Here is a 15812-nt window from a genome sequence, read left to right as displayed (position 1 = left end):
ACAGTTTCTTTACTCTGATAAACAACGGTTATCGGTCGTGCTATGTCATTTCAGATTAAATTTCATCAAATTCGGGCTTTTGTCGAAGTGGCGCGTCAGGGCAGTATTCGCGGAGCCAGCCGGGTGCTGAATCTTTCGCAGCCCGCGCTGACTAAATCCATTAAAGAGCTGGAAGAGGGCATGGCGGCACAGCTGTTTGTGCGCCGGAGTAAAGGTGTCGCCCTGACCGAGTGCGGGGAAGGGTTTTATCACCGCGCTAATTTGATTCTGGAAGAGCTTCGCGCAGCGCAGGATGATATCCGTCAGCGTCAGGGGGAGCTGACCGGGCAGATCAATATTGGGATGGGTGCCAGCGTGGCGCGCAGCCTGATGCCCGCCGTTATCTCCCGTTTTCATGCGCAGCATCCTCAGATCAAGGTGCGGATTATGGAAGGTCAGCTGGTATCAATGATCAATGAATTACGCCAGGGTGAGCTGGACTTTACCATCAATACCTATTATCAGGGGCCTTACGATCACGAGTTTACGTTTGAAAAACTCTTTGAGAAACCTTTTGCGGTATTTTGTCGGGAAGGACATCCGGCGTTGGGGGCTACCTCTATTAATGAACTTCTTCGTTATAACTGGACAATGCCAACGCCGCGGGGAAGTTATTATAAGCAGCTTGAGGATATATTTCATCATCGCTCGCAGATACCGCGTATTGGCGTCGTTTGCGAAACCTTTTCGTCCTGTATTAGCCTTGTCGCACAAAGTGACTTCCTGAGCGTGCTGCCGCAGGAGCTGGGCTGTGACCCGCTGCTGGCGCACCGGCTGGTCATGCTGCCGGTTGTGGAAACACTTCCCAGAGCGGCCTATTATTTAATTCAGCGCCGTGATGCACGCCAGACGCCCCTGGCTGAATCATTAATTACACAATTCAGAAGGGAAGCGAGAAAAATAGTTTTATCGTGAAATTGCCAAAGAAAAAATAGAGCCTGTCCGACATCAGACAGACCCTACAGTACACACAGCAGTGCGTCCTTTCGCAAATCCTGGGTATTATATCCATGAGGCAGGTATATTTAGGTATAACATCTTTCCTGAAAAAAGAAAGGCGGCACGTCATTGGTTTTACAAAATTTCAACGCAAATCACTTATTTTAACTCTGCTGTAGTTTTAGTTAAGTAATATTTAAATAACTTTAATGGTAGCTATATATATTCATCAGATTAATATTTATCTTGCCCCTTGCGGTAAGGGTTATTGAGGCCCCTGCCCGGTGCAGGTATAGTACAAGCCCCGATGTGCCCGGAGGATTTCCATGAACCCTGACGACAAATCACTTTTTCTTGACGCCATGGAGGATGTCCAGCCCCTGAAACGCTGCACCGATATCCACTGGCAGCAAAGCCGTAATACCCGGGTTCGCCAGGAGATCGATACCGAGCAGCTCGACAACTTTCTCACACTGGGTTTCCTGGAACTCTTGCCGCTTGAAGAGCCGCTGATGTTCCAGCGCGAGGGCGTTCAGCAGGGCGTTATTGACAAGCTGCGCTCGGGTAAATACGCCCGACAGGCCAGCTTAAATCTGTTGCGTCAGCCCGCCGAACGCTGCCGCCAGATGCTGTACGCCTTCATTCGCCAGGCCAGCCGCGACGGTTTACGTAACCTGATTATCATTCACGGGAAGGGCCGCGAGCAGAATTCGCACCCGAACGTGGTGCGCAGTTATCTTGCCCGCTGGTTAACTGAGTTCGAGGACGTGCAGGCTTTCTGCGTGGCGCTGCCGCATCACGGCGGCAGCGGGGCATGTTATGTTTCACTCCGAAAATCCGATGAGGCGAAACAGGAGAACTGGGAACGTCACGCCAAGCGCAGCCGTTAACGGTAAGGCCTAGAACGTCTCCCAGTATGTGTCACCTGAGGCACTGACCGTGGCGGGACGCAACAGTTGCGGTGCTTTTGTATTTTTTGGCCGCGGAGCGGTGTTTTCCTGCATGTTCAGCCGGAATGCCGCCACGGCCTGGCGCAGCTGTTCAGACTGATCTTCCAGCGCCGCCGCCGCCGTTGCCGACTCCTGTACCAGCGCGGCGTTTTGCTGCGTTACGCTGTCCATCTGCGAGACCGCCAGGCTGACCTGTTCAATACCGCGGCTTTGCTCGTCAGACGCCGACGAGATTTCAGCCATAATATCGGTTACGCGTGTCACGGCCGCGACGATCTCTTTCATGGTCGCACCCGCCTCGCTCACCTGTTCCGAGCCGGTATTCACCCGGCTGACGGAGTTTTCAATAAGCCCTTTGATCTCTTTTGCCGCCTGCGCGCTGCGGCTGGCCAGCGTCCGTACTTCGCCTGCCACGACCGCAAAGCCGCGGCCTTGTTCGCCGGCACGGGCGGCTTCAACCGCCGCGTTGAGCGCCAGAATGTTGGTCTGGAAGGCAATGCTATCGATAACGCCGGTGATATGCGCAATTTGCTGAGAACTGTCGGCAATGTCATTCATGGTACGCACTACATTATTCACCACCTGGCCGCCGCGTGCGGCGGTTTCAGACGCATTCTTTGCCAGCAGCGTCGCCTGACGAGCGTTATCCGAGTTCTGTTTCACCGTGGCCGTCAGCTCTTCCATGCTGGCGGCGGTCTCTTCCAGCGAGGCTGCCTGCTGCTCGGTTCGGGCGGAAAGGTCGTTACTCCCGGCGGCAATTTCTCCTGCGCCCGTGTAGATAGAATCTGTGCTGCCGCGCACGGCGCTGACGGTGCTGACCAGCGACTGTTGCATCTCATGCAGACCGGCGGCCAGCTGGCCCATTTCGTTGCGCCCGGTAATCGCGACGTTTTGCGTCAGATCGCCGCTCGCGATGGTGCGAATATGGTTCATGATGGCGTTGAGCGGTCTCAGGAGCAGGTGCTGTAAACCCTGCCAGATCACCACCAGCACGGCGATAACGGTCAGGAAGATCGCCGCCAGCGTCCACTGCATCTGGGTAAAGCTGTTCTGGTTCTCTTCGGCGGCGGCTTTCAGCAGGACGTTGTTTTCCGCGCGCCAGCGGGTATAGACCGCCTCCATCTCATCCTGCGCCTGCTGGGCGTCCAGGTCGCCATAGGCCTGATAGTTATCGGCGCGCAAGTACGCAATGGACAAGCGCATTACCTCGTGCATGTTCTTCCAGGCTTTCTGCATCTCTTCGGTGAGCGCGGCATTTTGCCCCTTCACCTGCGGAATCGCCTGCCAGTTTTTGTAATAGTCTTCGGCTTTGGCCAGCGAACCGTTCGCGGTGCCCAGCAGCGTATTGATTGCCGCGAGAGAGGCCGGGTCGCGCTGGTTTTTCAGGTAGCGGATCGCCACGCGGGTGACGGTAACGCGCGTTTTCACCAGGGTGTTCACACTGTCGCTCAGGCTCTCCTGCTGGGCATTGAGCAACCCGGAGTTCTGAAAGTTGTGACGATCGTTGTTAACGGCAGAGTAGAACAACCCTCCCGTGACAACTTGCAGCAGACAGAATATGGTGAGGGCAAAGATAATACCGGTAATCACGTGCAGATTTTTCAGCATGACGGTCATCCGTAATAGAAGAGGCAGGGTTACATCAATACTATCGTCGTAGCGAATTTAAACTTTAATTTTACTATTGCTTAACTAATGGTTTCGTTGGGGAACCTGTTGTAAACCCGGATCATTTTAATGAGGAAGGTCAGCATGAGCAGCATAGATAAATGCGGAACATTCACGCTCGGAACGCGTACGGTTAAACGGTTTGGCTATGGCGCGATGCAGCTTGCCGGACCTGGCGTTTTTGGTCCGCCAAAAGACAAAAATGCGGCGCTGGCGGTGTTGCGTGAAGCGGTAGAGTCGGGGGTAAATCACATTGATACCAGCGATTTTTACGGCCCCCATGTGACCAACCAGCTTATTTGCGAGGCGCTTCATCCGTACCGGGACGACCTTACGATTGTGACTAAGATCGGAGCCCGACGCGGCGAGGACGCCTCCTGGCTGCCGGCGTTTTCCGCCCAGGAGCTGACGCAGGCGGTGCATGACAACCTGCGCAACCTGAAGCGAGATGTGCTGGACGTGGTTAACCTGCGGATCATGTTTAGCGCCCACGGACCAGCGGAAGGCTCGATTGCCGCGCCGCTAAGCACCCTCGCGGAGCTGCAACAACAGGGGCTGGTTCGCCATATTGGGCTGAGCAACGTCACCGCTTCGCAGGTGGCTGAAGCGCAGAAGATGGTTTCCGTGGTATGCGTACAGAACATGTACAACGTGGTGAATCGCGGTGACGATGCGCTGGTAGATTCGCTGGCGCAGCAGGGGATTGCCTGGGTGCCGTTCTTCCCACTGGGTGGTTTCACGCCACTGCAATCTTCCGGGCTACAGGCGGTGGCGGATTCACTGGATGCGACGCCTATGCAGGTGGCGCTGGCATGGCTGCTGCAACGCTCGCCAAATATCCTCTTGATCCCGGGTACTTCTTCGGTGGCGCATCTGCGTGAAAACCTGGCGGCAGCCGATCTGGTATTGCCGCCTGAGGCGCTGGAGACGTTAAATACGCTGGTGGAGTAATCCAGACAGCAGCAAAAGCCCGGGGGATTTTTCGGGCTTTTGGTGTTTATGACACAATCTGATTCCTTTGGCGGTGAAGTGCTAACGCTTCCGCCACGATTTCCTGCTTACTTTTCCGTGTTTCATACGCAGTAATGCGGATGTACTCCATCAGCGCTGGATCGATGCGCGCACTTAACATCCTGAGATCGGCCTCCTTTGCTACACCGCGAGCAACACGCTTGTCGGGATAATCACGGGCTGGCATAGAAAACGTCCTCCAAAAATTGTCTTGTTAATTTGTGCTGTAAAATATGCGCTAGTCTTGGTGTAAAGTCAACGTGTAGTGAAAGCACAGTGAATTACTGTTTGGCTTTTCTGCGATTCAAGACTTCATTAAGTGATTTGATAGTGTTTGTATTGTCACGCTGTGAGTCCGCTTTGATGCGGAAAGTCACATTTTCAGTGCTGATAATGACGGAATGTTCAACGCACCAGACGCTCTAAAATTATTGATAATTTCTTCCTGAAACTGAACTCAGGTTTATCCCTGTGCTTATTCATGGTTATTGCTTAATTAAATCTTCTGTTTGAAGGCTCAGCTGTAAAAATCTGACGCTATAAGACCGGCCTTGGGGGAATCCTGATATTAATCCTTTAAGCAACTTCCGGCTGGTCATATATTCCAGCATCGGTGACGTAGTTAGCGATATTCGCTATTTTAACCCTGTTAAACCCATGCAATTGCGCTGGTTTTCATTTCTTCCGACATAATAGGTTTTGTCTACGTTCTCTTTTTAATTTATGCTTCGCATACGAACAATTAGCGTTGTGCAGGGTTTTAACATCGTGGCAGTTAATAAAACCCTGCTTTATATAAAGTAATCAGGAGATTCATTTTTATGTCAGACAATAATCCCCGCCCATTGGGCTGGTTAGGCCCGTGGTGCCTGCTGGTGGGTGTGGTACTTCTTGTGACGGGGCTGTTTTTTGCCATCGGCGGTTTTAAACTGGTTTCCCTGGGGGGGAGTTGGTACTTTCTCATTGCCGGGGTTTTCACGCTGCTCTCTGCAATTCAGTTTTTCCGCCGCAAATCCTCTGCCGTAGGGCTGTTTGCTCTGGTGTTTCTTGGCACCCTGATTTGGGCATTTTTCGATGCCGGACTCGACTTCTGGCCCCTGGTTTCCCGATTAATGGTACCCGCCGGGCTGATGGTGCTGGCAGCAGCCACCTGGCCTGCATTGCGTAAGCGTGAAGGAAAACCGTCCTCTACGAAAGGGGCGATGGCGGTCTGCGCGGTCCTTATTATCGGCATGGGCGTCACCTTTGTTCAGATGTTTCAACCCCATCCGACCGTGCCGTTTAGCGGCGAAAAGCGCCCGCTGGTGCCGGTAAAAGAAGAGGCGAAACAGCAGAACTGGGATCACTACGGTAATACGGCTGGCGGTAGTCGCTTTGTGGCGCTGGACCAGATAACCCGTGACAACGTGAAAAACCTGAAACCGGTCTGGACCTACCATACCGGTGATATTCCGCAAAGTCCGGATGGCAATGGCGCAGAAGATCAGCAAACGCCGCTACAGGTAGGCGATCGTGTCTTCCTCTGTACGCCGCATAACAACGTGATCGCCGTGGATGCCGATAGCGGGAAAGAGATCTGGAAAGCGGAAATCAACGCTAAGTCTGCCATCTGGATGCGCTGCCGTGGCCTGGCGTACTTTGATGCCACCAAACCGCTGGCACAGCCAACAGTAGCCGGCTCCACACCGGTTCTGCCAGCGCAGGTCGCACCGGGCGCGGCATGCCAGCGCCGTATCCTGATGAATACCATTGACGGTAAGCTGATCGCGTTAGACGCCGATAACGGCAAATTCTGCCCGGACTTCGGTACTAACGGCAGCGTTAACCTGCATGAAGGAATGGGCGACGCGTCAGATCCAACCTATGTGTTGACGTCGGCCCCGACGCTGGCGGGTACCACGGTCGTGGTTGGCGGCCGCGTTGCGGATAACGTCAGCACCGATATGCCGGGCGGCGTAATACGTGGTTATGACGTGATCACCGGCAAGCTGCGCTGGGCGTTCGATCCGCGTAATCCGGATCCGAACTATGTTCTGAAGCCCGGCGAACACTACAAACGCAGCTCCGCAAACTCCTGGGCCCCTATGTCCTGGGATGCGTCGATGAATACCGTGTTTATCCCGATGGGAAGTTCCTCTGTCGACCTGTGGGGCGCTGACCGTATTCCGGAAGATCACAAATACGCCACCTCAATTCTCGCGCTGGATGCGACTACCGGGAAAGAGAAGTGGGTATACCAGACCGTGCATAACGACCTCTGGGATTTCGATATCCCGATGCAGCCGAGCCTGGTTGATTTCCCAACGAAAGAGGGCAACAAGCCCGCGGTGGTAGTGGGCACTAAAGCGGGGCAAATTTACGTTCTCGATCGTCTGACGGGTAAACCGCTCACTGAAGTGAAAGAGGTTCCGGTAAAACCAGCGGATATTCCACGTGAACAGTACCCGGCAACGCAGCCTCGCTCTGTGGGGATGCCGCAGATTGGCGCAGAAACCCTGAAAGAATCTGATATGTGGGGGGCGACGCCGTTTGACCAGCTGGCCTGTCGTATCAGCTTCAAATCAATGCGTTATGACGGTCTGTACACGATGCCGGGAACCGATATTTCCCTGAGCTTCCCGGGCTCGCTGGGGGGAATGAACTGGGGCAGTTTGTCCACCGATCCGAACAACCAGTATATCTTCGTCAATGACATGCGTCTGGGCCTGTGGGTTCAGCTGATTAAGCAAGATCCGCAGAGCGCGGTGGCAAACACGGGCGGTGAAGCCGTGAACGCCGGGATGGGCGCCGTTCCGATGAAAGGAACGCCGTATTCGGTCAACAAAAACCGTTTCATGTCACCGCTGGGCATTCCGTGCCAGAAACCACCGTTTGGCTCTCTCTCCGCCATTGACCTGAAAACGCAGAAAATCGTCTGGCAGGTGCCGGTCGGTACCGTACAGGATACCGGTCCGTTTGGGGTAAAAATGCGTATGCCAATGCCTGTCGGTATGCCGACGCTGGGCGGTACGCTGGCCACGCAGGGCGGTCTGGTCTTCATTGCGGGAACCCAGGATTACTACCTGCGCGCCTTTGATTCCTCTACGGGGGAAGAAGTGTGGAAAGCGCGTCTTCCGGTGGGTAGCCAGGGCGGACCTATCAGCTATGTATCACCGAAAACCGGCAAACAGTACATTCTGATCTCTGCTGGCGGTGCACGCCAGTCGCCGGATCGTGGTGACTACGTGATTGCCTACGCGCTGGATAAATAACAGCGAAATAAGCAACCTGGCCCCGTCGTAGTACGGGGCTTTTTTTTGACTAAAAACCACGGATATGAAGAAAGCGGCGGGTCCGGTCAGCCCGTGAAAAGCACCCGCCAGCGACGGCGATGGCGAGTCATCTCGCGCCATAGTGCGATTATCTCGTCATGTTGCAGGGCATCAACAGCCTGCGGCGTTAACACCGGTAAACCATAGCGCTGGCGCAGGGCGGCGACTGCCGTGGCGCTGGCATTCATCGGTGACCGGATTTGCATCGCCAGCTGCTGTCGCAATACGCTGAACGCCGTCACATCGCACAGCGTCAGCTCACGCAAAAATTGTTTGCAGCAACCCAACAGGTTCACTGGAGAGCGGTCAGGCGACTGTAACGCCAGCAGCAGGCCATCGCGATCGGCAATACGCTGATAACGACAGCTGACCACGTAGCCAATCTGCTGTTCCACGCGCAGGCGCTGGAAAAATTGCGGTTCGCAGCATAATGCCAGCAGCCGCAGCGCGGCGAGCGACGCGCCCGGCGGCAGGGGAATAAACACCAGCAGCGCCGAATCCGCGCTGGCGTGCGGAATGTGTTCGATCCCGCCGGGACAACCGCTTAATGGCGTCGGCTTAGCGTTAACCGGCGCCCGGAGCAGGCCAAGCTGCCGGGCTAACCCGTGCGCGTGTGCGACGCTGCCGCCAACTAGCGCCGCCAGCCAGCCGTCTCGTGGCGGATCCGATGCCAGACGTTCAGGCAATTGCTGAAGCAGCTCACGGATGGCAATGCCTTCTGGCACTGGCGTAAGAGCCGGGGCGGGGTGGGAGAGGCGATCGATTATCGCCCCGATGATGTGTTCCGCCGTAGCTACGGCGTCAGGTAGCCGCAGGGTGAGCTGCCAGCTACCGTCAACCGTTTGCCACTCGCCGCTGCCGTCAATATGGCGCAGTTCAGCAAGAAGAGGGCGTAACTGTTTGCCCATCGCCACCCCCTGCGCCCGTTCCACGCACGAATAAAAAGGCCTGCGCAGGATCAGCGTTGGCGGTTGTGTCTGCGCCGACAAATGCAGCAGCGGAGCGGCTTCTGACGTCGGGGCTGGCGTAACATACCTGGCAGTCTGCGGGTAGAAGGAAAACGCGATGGGGCTATCATCTGCAACCGGCTGGCGACGCCAATGGCTAAGCGGCAGAGCAAACCCCTGGCTGGCGATAATTTCAGCGGTTTCAATTTTTTTGCAGGCCAGATACGAGGTGGGCGCCGCCAGTAAATCGGCACAAAAGGCGGAAAAACTTACGGGCGCCGCACCGGGCGCAAAACCGAACGCCCGCTGGCGCAGCTGCTCCAGCATCGGCAGGGCGCTGAAACGCTGCTGTGCCAGCCGATAATAATGCCGCTGCTGCTCATCCGTCGTTTGCTGTAGCGCCCGTAGCCAGTGGGTAATATGCGGGTCAACCTCCTCGGGTCGTTCGCTATCAACCGTTAGCGCCAGCCAGCCGTTATCGTTATCCTGATAAAGCCAGTTCAGGGCGACATCTTCTGCCAGCCCTCGCGCCCGCAGCCCGGCAATCAGGCTTCCGGGGGCGTCGTCCAGTAAAAACTCCCGAAATAAGGTGACGTTGTCACTTTTTCGAATTAACGGACAACGCCACAGTGCGGGTCGCTCCGTCACTGCCAGCTGAAAATCTGCTTCAGCGCTAAGACGCAACGGGGGAGCGGTTTCAGGCATGCCACCAGAAGCAAAACCGGACGCAAACGTATGGGCAAGCTCGGTCAGCGCATCCAGCGTTTGCGGCCCTTGCAGCCACAATTGCAGGTGTCCGGCCACATAATAGCGCCGATGAAAGTCGCGCAACGCGGTTTGCAGCGATCCCGTGTCCTGCCCCAGAGAATCCTGGCTACCCACCTGAAAACGGCGAAAAACTGTGGGTTCTTCCATCGCGTGGCGTGCCGCCGCTTCGCGCCTGGCGGAATCATGCTGCTGGATGAGCCGGTTTTCCGCATCAATGACCGCCACTTCGCGCTGTATGTCATCGCATGAAAGCAGCGGCGCCTGCAACATATCCCGCAGTCGTACGATGCCGTCGGACAGGTTATCGGCGGCCACATCGAAGAAAAATGCGCTGTGGCGAGCCAGCGTGGTGGCATTGACGCTACCGCCCTGACGCTGGACCCAGGCCATGAGTCGATCGTCGCCCTGATAGCGCTGGCTACCGCGGAACAGCAGGTGCTCAAGTAAATGCGCAAGACCGGCGAAGCGCGGTGGCTCGTGATGGCTTCCGGCACTCACGCGCGCCAGCGCCGCCGCGCGTGTCGCCTGCGGCTGATGCACCAGCGTTGCGCGTAATCCGCCTGCTAGCTCCACGATGCGGGTGGTCATTATCGCTACAGTTCCCGGGTTTTATAGATAAGCTGCGAACGTGTACGGTTGCGGAACTGAAGCTGGCCGATTTTCATGTCGCTACAGGCTGCTTCGCGTCGCGCGTCCAGAATTTTATGATGATGCGGCGATTTGCTGCACACCGGATCGGCGTTATCAGCATTCCCGGTGAGCATAAAGGCCTGACAGCGGCAGCCGCCGAAGTCCTTCTCCTTTTCATCGCAGGAGCGGCACGGCTCCGGCATCCAGTCAAACCCGCGATAGCGGTTGAAGCCGAAAGAGTCATACCAGATGGATTCCAGACTCTGATCAAGCACCGAGGGGAACTCCACCGGTAGCTGGCGCGCGCTGTGGCAGGGCAGCGCCGTGCCTTCCGGGGTCACGCTGAGGAAAATCGACCCCCAGCCGCCCATACAGCCTTTTGGTCGCTCTTCGTAATAATCAGGGGTGACGAACAGCAGGTTGGTCAGATTGCCGCTGGCGGCCATTTTTTGCCGATAGTCGGCAACCACGCGTTCCGCTCGGGCAATCTGTTCCCGCGTCGGCAGCAGCCCCTGACGATTAAGGAACGCCCAACCGTAGAACTGGCAGGTGGCAAGTTCGACGTCGTCGGCGTCCAGTTCGATGCACAGCTCGATGATTTTATCGATCTGGTCGATGTTGTGCCGGTGCAGGACGAAATTCAGCACCATCGGGTAATCGCGCGCTTTGACCGCTTTGGCCATCGCCAGCTTCTGCTGGAAGGCTTTTTTATTCCCCGCCAGCGCGGCGTTGAGCACTTCATCGCTGGCCTGGAAGCTAATCTGGATATGGTCCAGACCAGCCTCGCTGAACGCGTCGAGCTTGCTTTCCGTCAGGCCAATTCCTGAGGTGATCAGGTTGGTATAAAAACCGAGATCGCGGGCGGCGCGGATCAGCTCCGGCAGATCTTTACGCGTCAACGGTTCGCCGCCGGAAAAACCTATCTGCACGCTGCCCATCGCCCGCGCCTGGCGGAAAACCTCAATCCACTGTTCAGTGGTCAGCTCCTGATCCTGCCGGGCAAAGTCCAGCGGGTTAGAGCAGTAAGGACACTGTAGCGGACAGCGATAGGTCAGCTCCGCCAGCAGCCACAGCGGTGGATTGACGGTGGGTTTATTCTGGCTCACGGAAAATAATCCACTTCTGTTGATAAGCGATTTGCAGGAATTCTACGACGTCGTCATCCACGCCGCCGGCTTCCGGGAACCGTTCGTTGAGTATGGCAATGATGGCCGCCGCGTCGCGTTGGCCATCGACCAGTTCGAGGATTGCGGCGGCGGTCTCATTGAGTTTAGCCATGCCTTCCGGATAAAGGATGACATGGCTGTCCTGAGCGGCTTCCCATTGCAGGCGATAGCCGCGACGAAAAGCGACGATGGAGTTTTTTTGCATGCTTATACCAGTCGGGTTGTGTGCCAGGCCGCTTTGTCGGTGACCGTGTGATAAGGCGGACGCTGTAGCGCGTAGGCCATGGTCATCGCGTCGAGCATCGACCACAGGATATCGAGTTTGAACTGAAGGATCTCCAGCATCCGATTCTGCTTTTCTGCGCTATCGCAGTAACTCTTCGCCAGCTCCAGACCGTGTTCAACGTCGCGGCTGGCCTGGCTGAGGCGGCTGCGAAAATAAAAATAGCCTTCCTCTTTGATCCACGGATAGTGCTGCGGCCAGCTGTCGAGACGCGACTGATGAATTTGCGGGGCAAACAGTTCGGTGAGCGAACTGCATGCCGCCTCCTGCCAGTTGGCGCGGCGGGCGAAGTTAACGTAAGCGTCCACGGCAAAACGAACGCCGGGCAGCACGTGGCGTTCGCTGATTAAGTCGTCGCGGCTAAGCCCTACGGCTTCGCCCAGCTGTAGCCAGGCTTCGATCCCGCCGTCATGACCGTTTCTGCCGTCGTGATCGAGGATCCGCTGCACCCATTTGCGACGCGTGTGCGGATCCGGGCAGTTCGCCATAATGGCCGCATCTTTCAGCGGGATCGTCGTCTGGTAGTAAAACCGGTTCGCCACCCAGCCCTGGATCTGCTCGCGGCTGGCCTCGCCGTTATGCATCGCGATATGGTACGGATGGTGAATATGATAGTAGGCGCCTTTCGCCCGGAGGGCGTGTTCAAACTCTTGCGGCGAGAGCGTTTCACGAATGTGCATAGTTAGTCCTGAAGCGTGATGGTCATCCCGTCCCAGCTCACTTCAATTCCCTGCTGCGTGAGGGCGTGACGCTGCGGCGACTGCTCGTTAAGGATCGGGTTAGTGTTATTAATGTGAATCAGAATCTTGCGCTTTGCCGGCAGTGAGGCCAGCAGCGCCATCATGCCGTGTTCATCGCCGAGCGCCAGATGGCCCATGTCGCGGCCGGTATTGCGCCCGACGCCAGCGGCCTGCAGTTCATCGTCCTGCCAGACGGTGCCGTCAATCAGCAGACAGTCCGATTTTTTAAGCCACGGCAGGATGGCGGCATCGGGTTCACCGAGACCCGGCGCGTAGAACAGCGTCTGACCGTTGCGGCGGTTTTCGATAAACAGCGCCACGTTATGCCCCGGCAGCGGGCGGTCGCGCCACGGCGAATAGGGCGGTGCGTTACTGGCGATGGGGACAGCGGTAAACTGCAAATCAGGGCAGGCTTCCACGCTAAAGGCGGTGAGCGGCGCAATCGGATGATGAACCAGGCCGCCGTTCCAGTGCCGGAGCATGGTAAAAATCGGGAATCCGCTGGAAAGATCTTCATGCACCTCCGGCGTACACCATACCTGATGCGGACACCCCTCGCGCAGGCTGAGCAGCCCGGTGGTGTGGTCAATCTGGCTGTCGGTGAGAATAATGCCGCCAATATGCGTGCCGCGCAGAACCTCTTTCTTATTCAATTCTGGCGTATGGGCAATCTGCTGGCTGATATCGGGCGAGGCGTTACACAGTATCCACTCTTCGCCGTTATCGCTGACGATGATCGACGACTGGGTGCGGGGGGTCGCCTGAAGGGTACCGTTGCGCAAACCCTGACAGTTGGCGCAATTACAGTTCCACTGAGGGAAACCGCCGCCGGCGGCGGAACCGAGGACTTTAATAAACATGAAGATAGGCCAGGTAGTAAAACAAAAATGCCCGCACGGATGGCGGGCTGAGCGATTAGCGGTTGGAAATGTACAGCGTCACTTCCAGGCCAAGACGTAAATCAATAAAAGCAGGTTTCTTCCACATCGTATTTTCCTCTTTAAAAATGCAGCACCAACACCATTGTTTGTGCCAGTTTTGTGATGGTCATCAAATAATGCGTCACAGTGGGGCAAAGCTCAACCCGAAAGATGTAAGGAATTAACGTAATGTTTACAACGTAACCTATTGTTGCCAAACATTTTGCAATACCTTTTGCCAGTTGCCCCACAGCAGCTTATTCAGCACAAATTGATCATAGCCGCTGTCACGCAACGCGCTGATTAGCCGCGGTAAACCACTCACATCATGCAAATCATCAGGTAACGTGATGCCGTCAAAATCGGAGCCCAGCGCGACATGATCTTCGCCCATGATGTTAATAAGATAGTCGATATGGCGAACGATTGTGCTCAGCGGGGTATCGCTATCGCGTTTACCGTCGGCGCGCAGAAAGGCGTTGCCGAAATTGACCCCTGCCACGCCGCCGCTGTCGCGGATAGCCAGCAGTTGCCGATCGGTCAGATTACGCGGTTGCGGGCACAGCGTATGGGCGTTGGAATGGGTGGCGACCAGCGGTGAAGAGGAATGACGAGCAGTATCCCAGAACGCCTTTTCATTCATATGAGAAACGTCAATCAGCATGTTCAGGGCGTTAGCGTGCTTAATAAGGGCGATACCCTCTGCGGTAAGCCCTGGGCCGCTGTCCGGGCTGCCGGGAAACGCTCCGTTAACGCCGGTGCCAAAACGGTTAGCAATGTTCCAGAAAGGCCCAATGCTGCGCACGCCAGCGGCATAGAAAGCCTGTAGATCGCCACCCTCGCCGTCAAAACCGCCCGCACCCTCAATATGCGCCACCATCGCCAGCACCTTATCCTGACGGCAGCGTTCGATATCTGCCGCGCTCAGGCACAATCGCGCCCGTCCATCGGAGTGTGCGACAAGCTGCTTGAGGATCGTCAACTGCTGCCAGAGAATGTCGATCGGTTGCCACGGCTCGCTGGCGTAGTGCGGCGCCATGCGGGCGATATACTCCTGCGGCGGCACGAACAGCGCGAACAGCCCGCCGGAAAATCCGCCTTGCTGCATGCGCGGATAATCGAGGTGTCCGTTCTCAATGCCGGAGAAGAAGGCCGTTACCGGATCCTGGCGATGGTGAAGCCATAAATTAAGCAACAGGTCATTGTGACCATCAAAAATCGCCATAGCGCATCCCACTGTTTTTTATTGCTGAAAAAGTTGCCTGGCACGATAACTGATTTGTCCTGTCCGGCAAGGAGAAACTTACAACTTAGCAGCAATTGTTAATATCACTTAACCGTGAGGAGATCCGCACATCATGTTGCGTGGCGAGGTAAGAGCATTTCCCGTTCCATCTGCGATTGCATCGCGTACGTTCCCTGAGCTACCGGGCTACGCTATACTTCGCCACTTTGAGTTATGCGTGGCAGGTAACGAAATATGCGGGAGAGCATTAATTTTATTTTCGTGGTGCTGTCTTTCACGGCACTGATTACGCTGATGCGCTTTTTCATCAGGCGTATTCGGCATCCAAAGCGCATCGTTGCCGACAGCCGGGGAATGAAAAAAATCTCTACCCATCCTTCCTGGTTTGGCGGATCGTCAGGTAAAACCTACTTTTATGATGAGCAGTATTTATATGAGGTCATAAATAGCGTCACCCGTAAAATTGAGCTGGCGGCTATCGTAAAAATTAAGCCGGGCTCGACAGTGGTAAATAACAGGCGGATCTGGTCTGTGAGCTATCTTGAGGGAACCCGTGAAAAACAGGTGCAATTTTATAATAATCTGACGGTGTTTAATCAAAACTTTGCTGCGTTTTTAGAGGCTGTAAAACGCGTGAATCCTGAAGCCGATATTAAGGCCGTCTCCTTGTTCAATCTGTGACTGGAATACATTACCTTTATCTTTCTGACTGCCCATACGGCAGGTATGGGCAGTAAAGCCGCCGATATTACTTCTTCTTGTTCATCATCGCCTTGAGATCGGCAAAGGGGTTAAACGTGGCGACACCCACGTCTTTTTGCGCATCCTCACCTGCGACAACGGTGGTGCCATACTGATCCGCTTCGGTGTACTTTGAGTGTTCGTGGTCATGGCAAAACAGGCACAACAACTCCCAGTTACTGCCATCTTCCGGATTATTGGTGTGATCGTGGTCGATATGGTGGACCGTGAGTTCACGAAGATTCGAATACACAAACTCCCGCGAGCAGCGTCCACAGACCCACGGGTAAATTTTTAGGGCTTTTTCACGGTAGCCGCTTTCCAGCCGTGCGTAGTTTTTGGGGATCAGAGCCATTGCTGATGTTACCTGTTAAAAAAGAGAATAGTTCACACTATATCCCATTTTGAGATGCCAGGAGAATGCCTCCTCTGCGGGAAGGCAGCGTGCGATTT

General features: G+C 55.5%; 15 protein-coding genes. 5 read left to right on the top strand and 10 right to left on the bottom strand.

Annotated features, from left to right (window positions below):
- Positions 1 to 42 precede the first annotated feature (42 nt).
- Both INF86_RS06095 and smrA read left to right on the top strand, forming a co-directional pair.
- Positions 43 to 954, top strand: a complete 912-nt coding sequence (locus INF86_RS06095; protein WP_193543329.1) for a LysR family transcriptional regulator — start codon at positions 43 to 45, stop codon at positions 952 to 954.
- A 350-nt stretch (positions 955 to 1304) separates the two neighbouring features.
- A complete protein-coding gene (smrA, locus tag INF86_RS06090; RefSeq protein ID WP_023299979.1) occupies positions 1305 to 1868 on the top strand; it encodes a DNA endonuclease SmrA in 564 nt (187 codons plus the stop codon).
- Positions 1869 to 1877: 9 nt separating this feature from the next.
- Here the strand turns inward: smrA and INF86_RS06085 are convergent, their stop codons facing one another.
- Positions 1878 to 3536: a methyl-accepting chemotaxis protein gene (locus INF86_RS06085; protein WP_193543328.1), complete on the bottom strand. Its 1659-nt coding sequence runs from the start codon at positions 3534 to 3536 to the stop codon at positions 1878 to 1880.
- Positions 3537 to 3680: 144 nt separating this feature from the next.
- Here INF86_RS06085 and INF86_RS06080 point away from each other — a divergent pair, with 144 nt between their 5' ends.
- On the top strand, positions 3681 to 4547 hold the full coding sequence (locus INF86_RS06080) for an aldo/keto reductase family oxidoreductase (protein ID WP_023299981.1): 867 nt from the start codon (positions 3681 to 3683) through the stop codon (positions 4545 to 4547).
- A gap of 46 nt (positions 4548 to 4593) precedes the next feature.
- On the opposite strand, the gene INF86_RS06075 is transcribed toward INF86_RS06080, so the two are convergent.
- Positions 4594 to 4794 (bottom strand): hypothetical protein, encoded by a 201-nt coding sequence (locus INF86_RS06075; protein WP_023299982.1) that lies wholly within the window; start codon positions 4792 to 4794, stop codon positions 4594 to 4596.
- A 634-nt stretch (positions 4795 to 5428) separates the two neighbouring features.
- Between INF86_RS06075 and INF86_RS06070 the strand changes: the two genes are divergently transcribed.
- Positions 5429 to 7858 carry a glucose/quinate/shikimate family membrane-bound PQQ-dependent dehydrogenase gene (locus INF86_RS06070; RefSeq protein WP_193543327.1) on the top strand — a complete coding sequence of 810 codons (2430 nt, stop codon included), beginning with the start codon at positions 5429 to 5431 and terminating at the stop codon, positions 7856 to 7858.
- 86 nt (positions 7859 to 7944) lie between these two features.
- Here INF86_RS06070 and pqqF read toward each other — a convergent pair whose 3' ends face one another.
- From pqqF to INF86_RS06035, 7 genes are all read right to left on the bottom strand, one after another.
- Positions 7945 to 10221, bottom strand: coding sequence for a pyrroloquinoline quinone biosynthesis protein PqqF (gene pqqF / locus INF86_RS06065; RefSeq protein WP_193543326.1), 2277 nt, complete (start codon positions 10219 to 10221; stop codon positions 7945 to 7947).
- Between the two features lie 5 nt (positions 10222 to 10226).
- Positions 10227 to 11369, bottom strand: a complete 1143-nt coding sequence (gene pqqE / locus INF86_RS06060) for a pyrroloquinoline quinone biosynthesis protein PqqE (RefSeq protein ID WP_045308495.1) — start codon at positions 11367 to 11369, stop codon at positions 10227 to 10229.
- Positions 11356 to 11634, bottom strand: a complete 279-nt coding sequence (pqqD, locus tag INF86_RS06055) for a pyrroloquinoline quinone biosynthesis peptide chaperone PqqD (RefSeq protein WP_003857508.1) — start codon at positions 11632 to 11634, stop codon at positions 11356 to 11358. Before pqqD ends, pqqE begins: the two co-directional genes overlap by 14 nt.
- Positions 11635 to 11636: 2 nt before the next feature.
- Positions 11637 to 12392, bottom strand: a complete 756-nt coding sequence (pqqC, locus tag INF86_RS06050; protein ID WP_069596504.1) for a pyrroloquinoline-quinone synthase PqqC — start codon at positions 12390 to 12392, stop codon at positions 11637 to 11639.
- A 2-nt stretch (positions 12393 to 12394) separates the two neighbouring features.
- Positions 12395 to 13312, bottom strand: coding sequence for a pyrroloquinoline quinone biosynthesis protein PqqB (pqqB, locus tag INF86_RS06045; protein WP_022647954.1), 918 nt, complete (start codon positions 13310 to 13312; stop codon positions 12395 to 12397).
- A 55-nt stretch (positions 13313 to 13367) separates the two neighbouring features.
- Positions 13368 to 13439: a pyrroloquinoline quinone precursor peptide PqqA gene (gene pqqA / locus INF86_RS06040; protein WP_002905689.1), complete on the bottom strand. Its 72-nt coding sequence runs from the start codon at positions 13437 to 13439 to the stop codon at positions 13368 to 13370.
- A gap of 138 nt (positions 13440 to 13577) precedes the next feature.
- On the bottom strand, positions 13578 to 14597 hold the full coding sequence (locus tag INF86_RS06035) for a dipeptidase (protein WP_038415974.1): 1020 nt from the start codon (positions 14595 to 14597) through the stop codon (positions 13578 to 13580).
- A 255-nt stretch (positions 14598 to 14852) separates the two neighbouring features.
- Here INF86_RS06035 and INF86_RS06030 point away from each other — a divergent pair, with 255 nt between their 5' ends.
- Positions 14853 to 15299 (top strand): hypothetical protein, encoded by a 447-nt coding sequence (locus INF86_RS06030; RefSeq protein ID WP_193543325.1) that lies wholly within the window; start codon positions 14853 to 14855, stop codon positions 15297 to 15299.
- A 67-nt stretch (positions 15300 to 15366) separates the two neighbouring features.
- Here INF86_RS06030 and yajD read toward each other — a convergent pair whose 3' ends face one another.
- Positions 15367 to 15714 (bottom strand): HNH nuclease YajD, encoded by a 348-nt coding sequence (gene yajD, locus INF86_RS06025; RefSeq protein ID WP_006808895.1) that lies wholly within the window; start codon positions 15712 to 15714, stop codon positions 15367 to 15369.
- Between the last annotated feature and the right edge of the window lie 98 nt (positions 15715 to 15812).

The sequence above is a fragment of the Enterobacter cloacae complex sp. I1M genome, from assembly GCF_014982425.1.
GTDB classification, from domain to species: Bacteria; Pseudomonadota; Gammaproteobacteria; order Enterobacterales; family Enterobacteriaceae; genus Enterobacter; species Enterobacter intestinihominis.
Note: the sequence above shows the minus strand (reverse complement) of the source record. Positions and strands in the feature narration are given on the sequence as shown.

Coding starts and splice junctions, on each gene's coding strand:
- INF86_RS06095 (WP_193543329.1), top strand. CDS start 43: ATGTCATTTCAGATTAAATTTCATCAAATTCGGGCTTTTGTCGAAGTG.
- INF86_RS06085 (WP_193543328.1), bottom strand. CDS start 3,536: ATGCTGAAAAATCTGCACGTGATTACCGGTATTATCTTTGCCCTCACC.
- INF86_RS06080 (WP_023299981.1), top strand. CDS start 3,681: ATGAGCAGCATAGATAAATGCGGAACATTCACGCTCGGAACGCGTACG.
- yajD (WP_006808895.1), bottom strand. CDS start 15,714: ATGGCTCTGATCCCCAAAAACTACGCACGGCTGGAAAGCGGCTACCGT.
- pqqF (WP_193543326.1), bottom strand. CDS start 10,221: ATGACCACCCGCATCGTGGAGCTAGCAGGCGGATTACGCGCAACGCTG.
- pqqB (WP_022647954.1), bottom strand. CDS start 13,312: ATGTTTATTAAAGTCCTCGGTTCCGCCGCCGGCGGCGGTTTCCCTCAG.
- INF86_RS06030 (WP_193543325.1), top strand. CDS start 14,853: ATGCGGGAGAGCATTAATTTTATTTTCGTGGTGCTGTCTTTCACGGCA.
- pqqC (WP_069596504.1), bottom strand. CDS start 12,392: ATGCACATTCGTGAAACGCTCTCGCCGCAAGAGTTTGAACACGCCCTC.
- INF86_RS06075 (WP_023299982.1), bottom strand. CDS start 4,794: ATGCCAGCCCGTGATTATCCCGACAAGCGTGTTGCTCGCGGTGTAGCA.
- INF86_RS06070 (WP_193543327.1), top strand. CDS start 5,429: ATGTCAGACAATAATCCCCGCCCATTGGGCTGGTTAGGCCCGTGGTGC.
- smrA (WP_023299979.1), top strand. CDS start 1,305: ATGAACCCTGACGACAAATCACTTTTTCTTGACGCCATGGAGGATGTC.
- INF86_RS06035 (WP_038415974.1), bottom strand. CDS start 14,597: ATGGCGATTTTTGATGGTCACAATGACCTGTTGCTTAATTTATGGCTT.
- pqqD (WP_003857508.1), bottom strand. CDS start 11,634: ATGCAAAAAAACTCCATCGTCGCTTTTCGTCGCGGCTATCGCCTGCAA.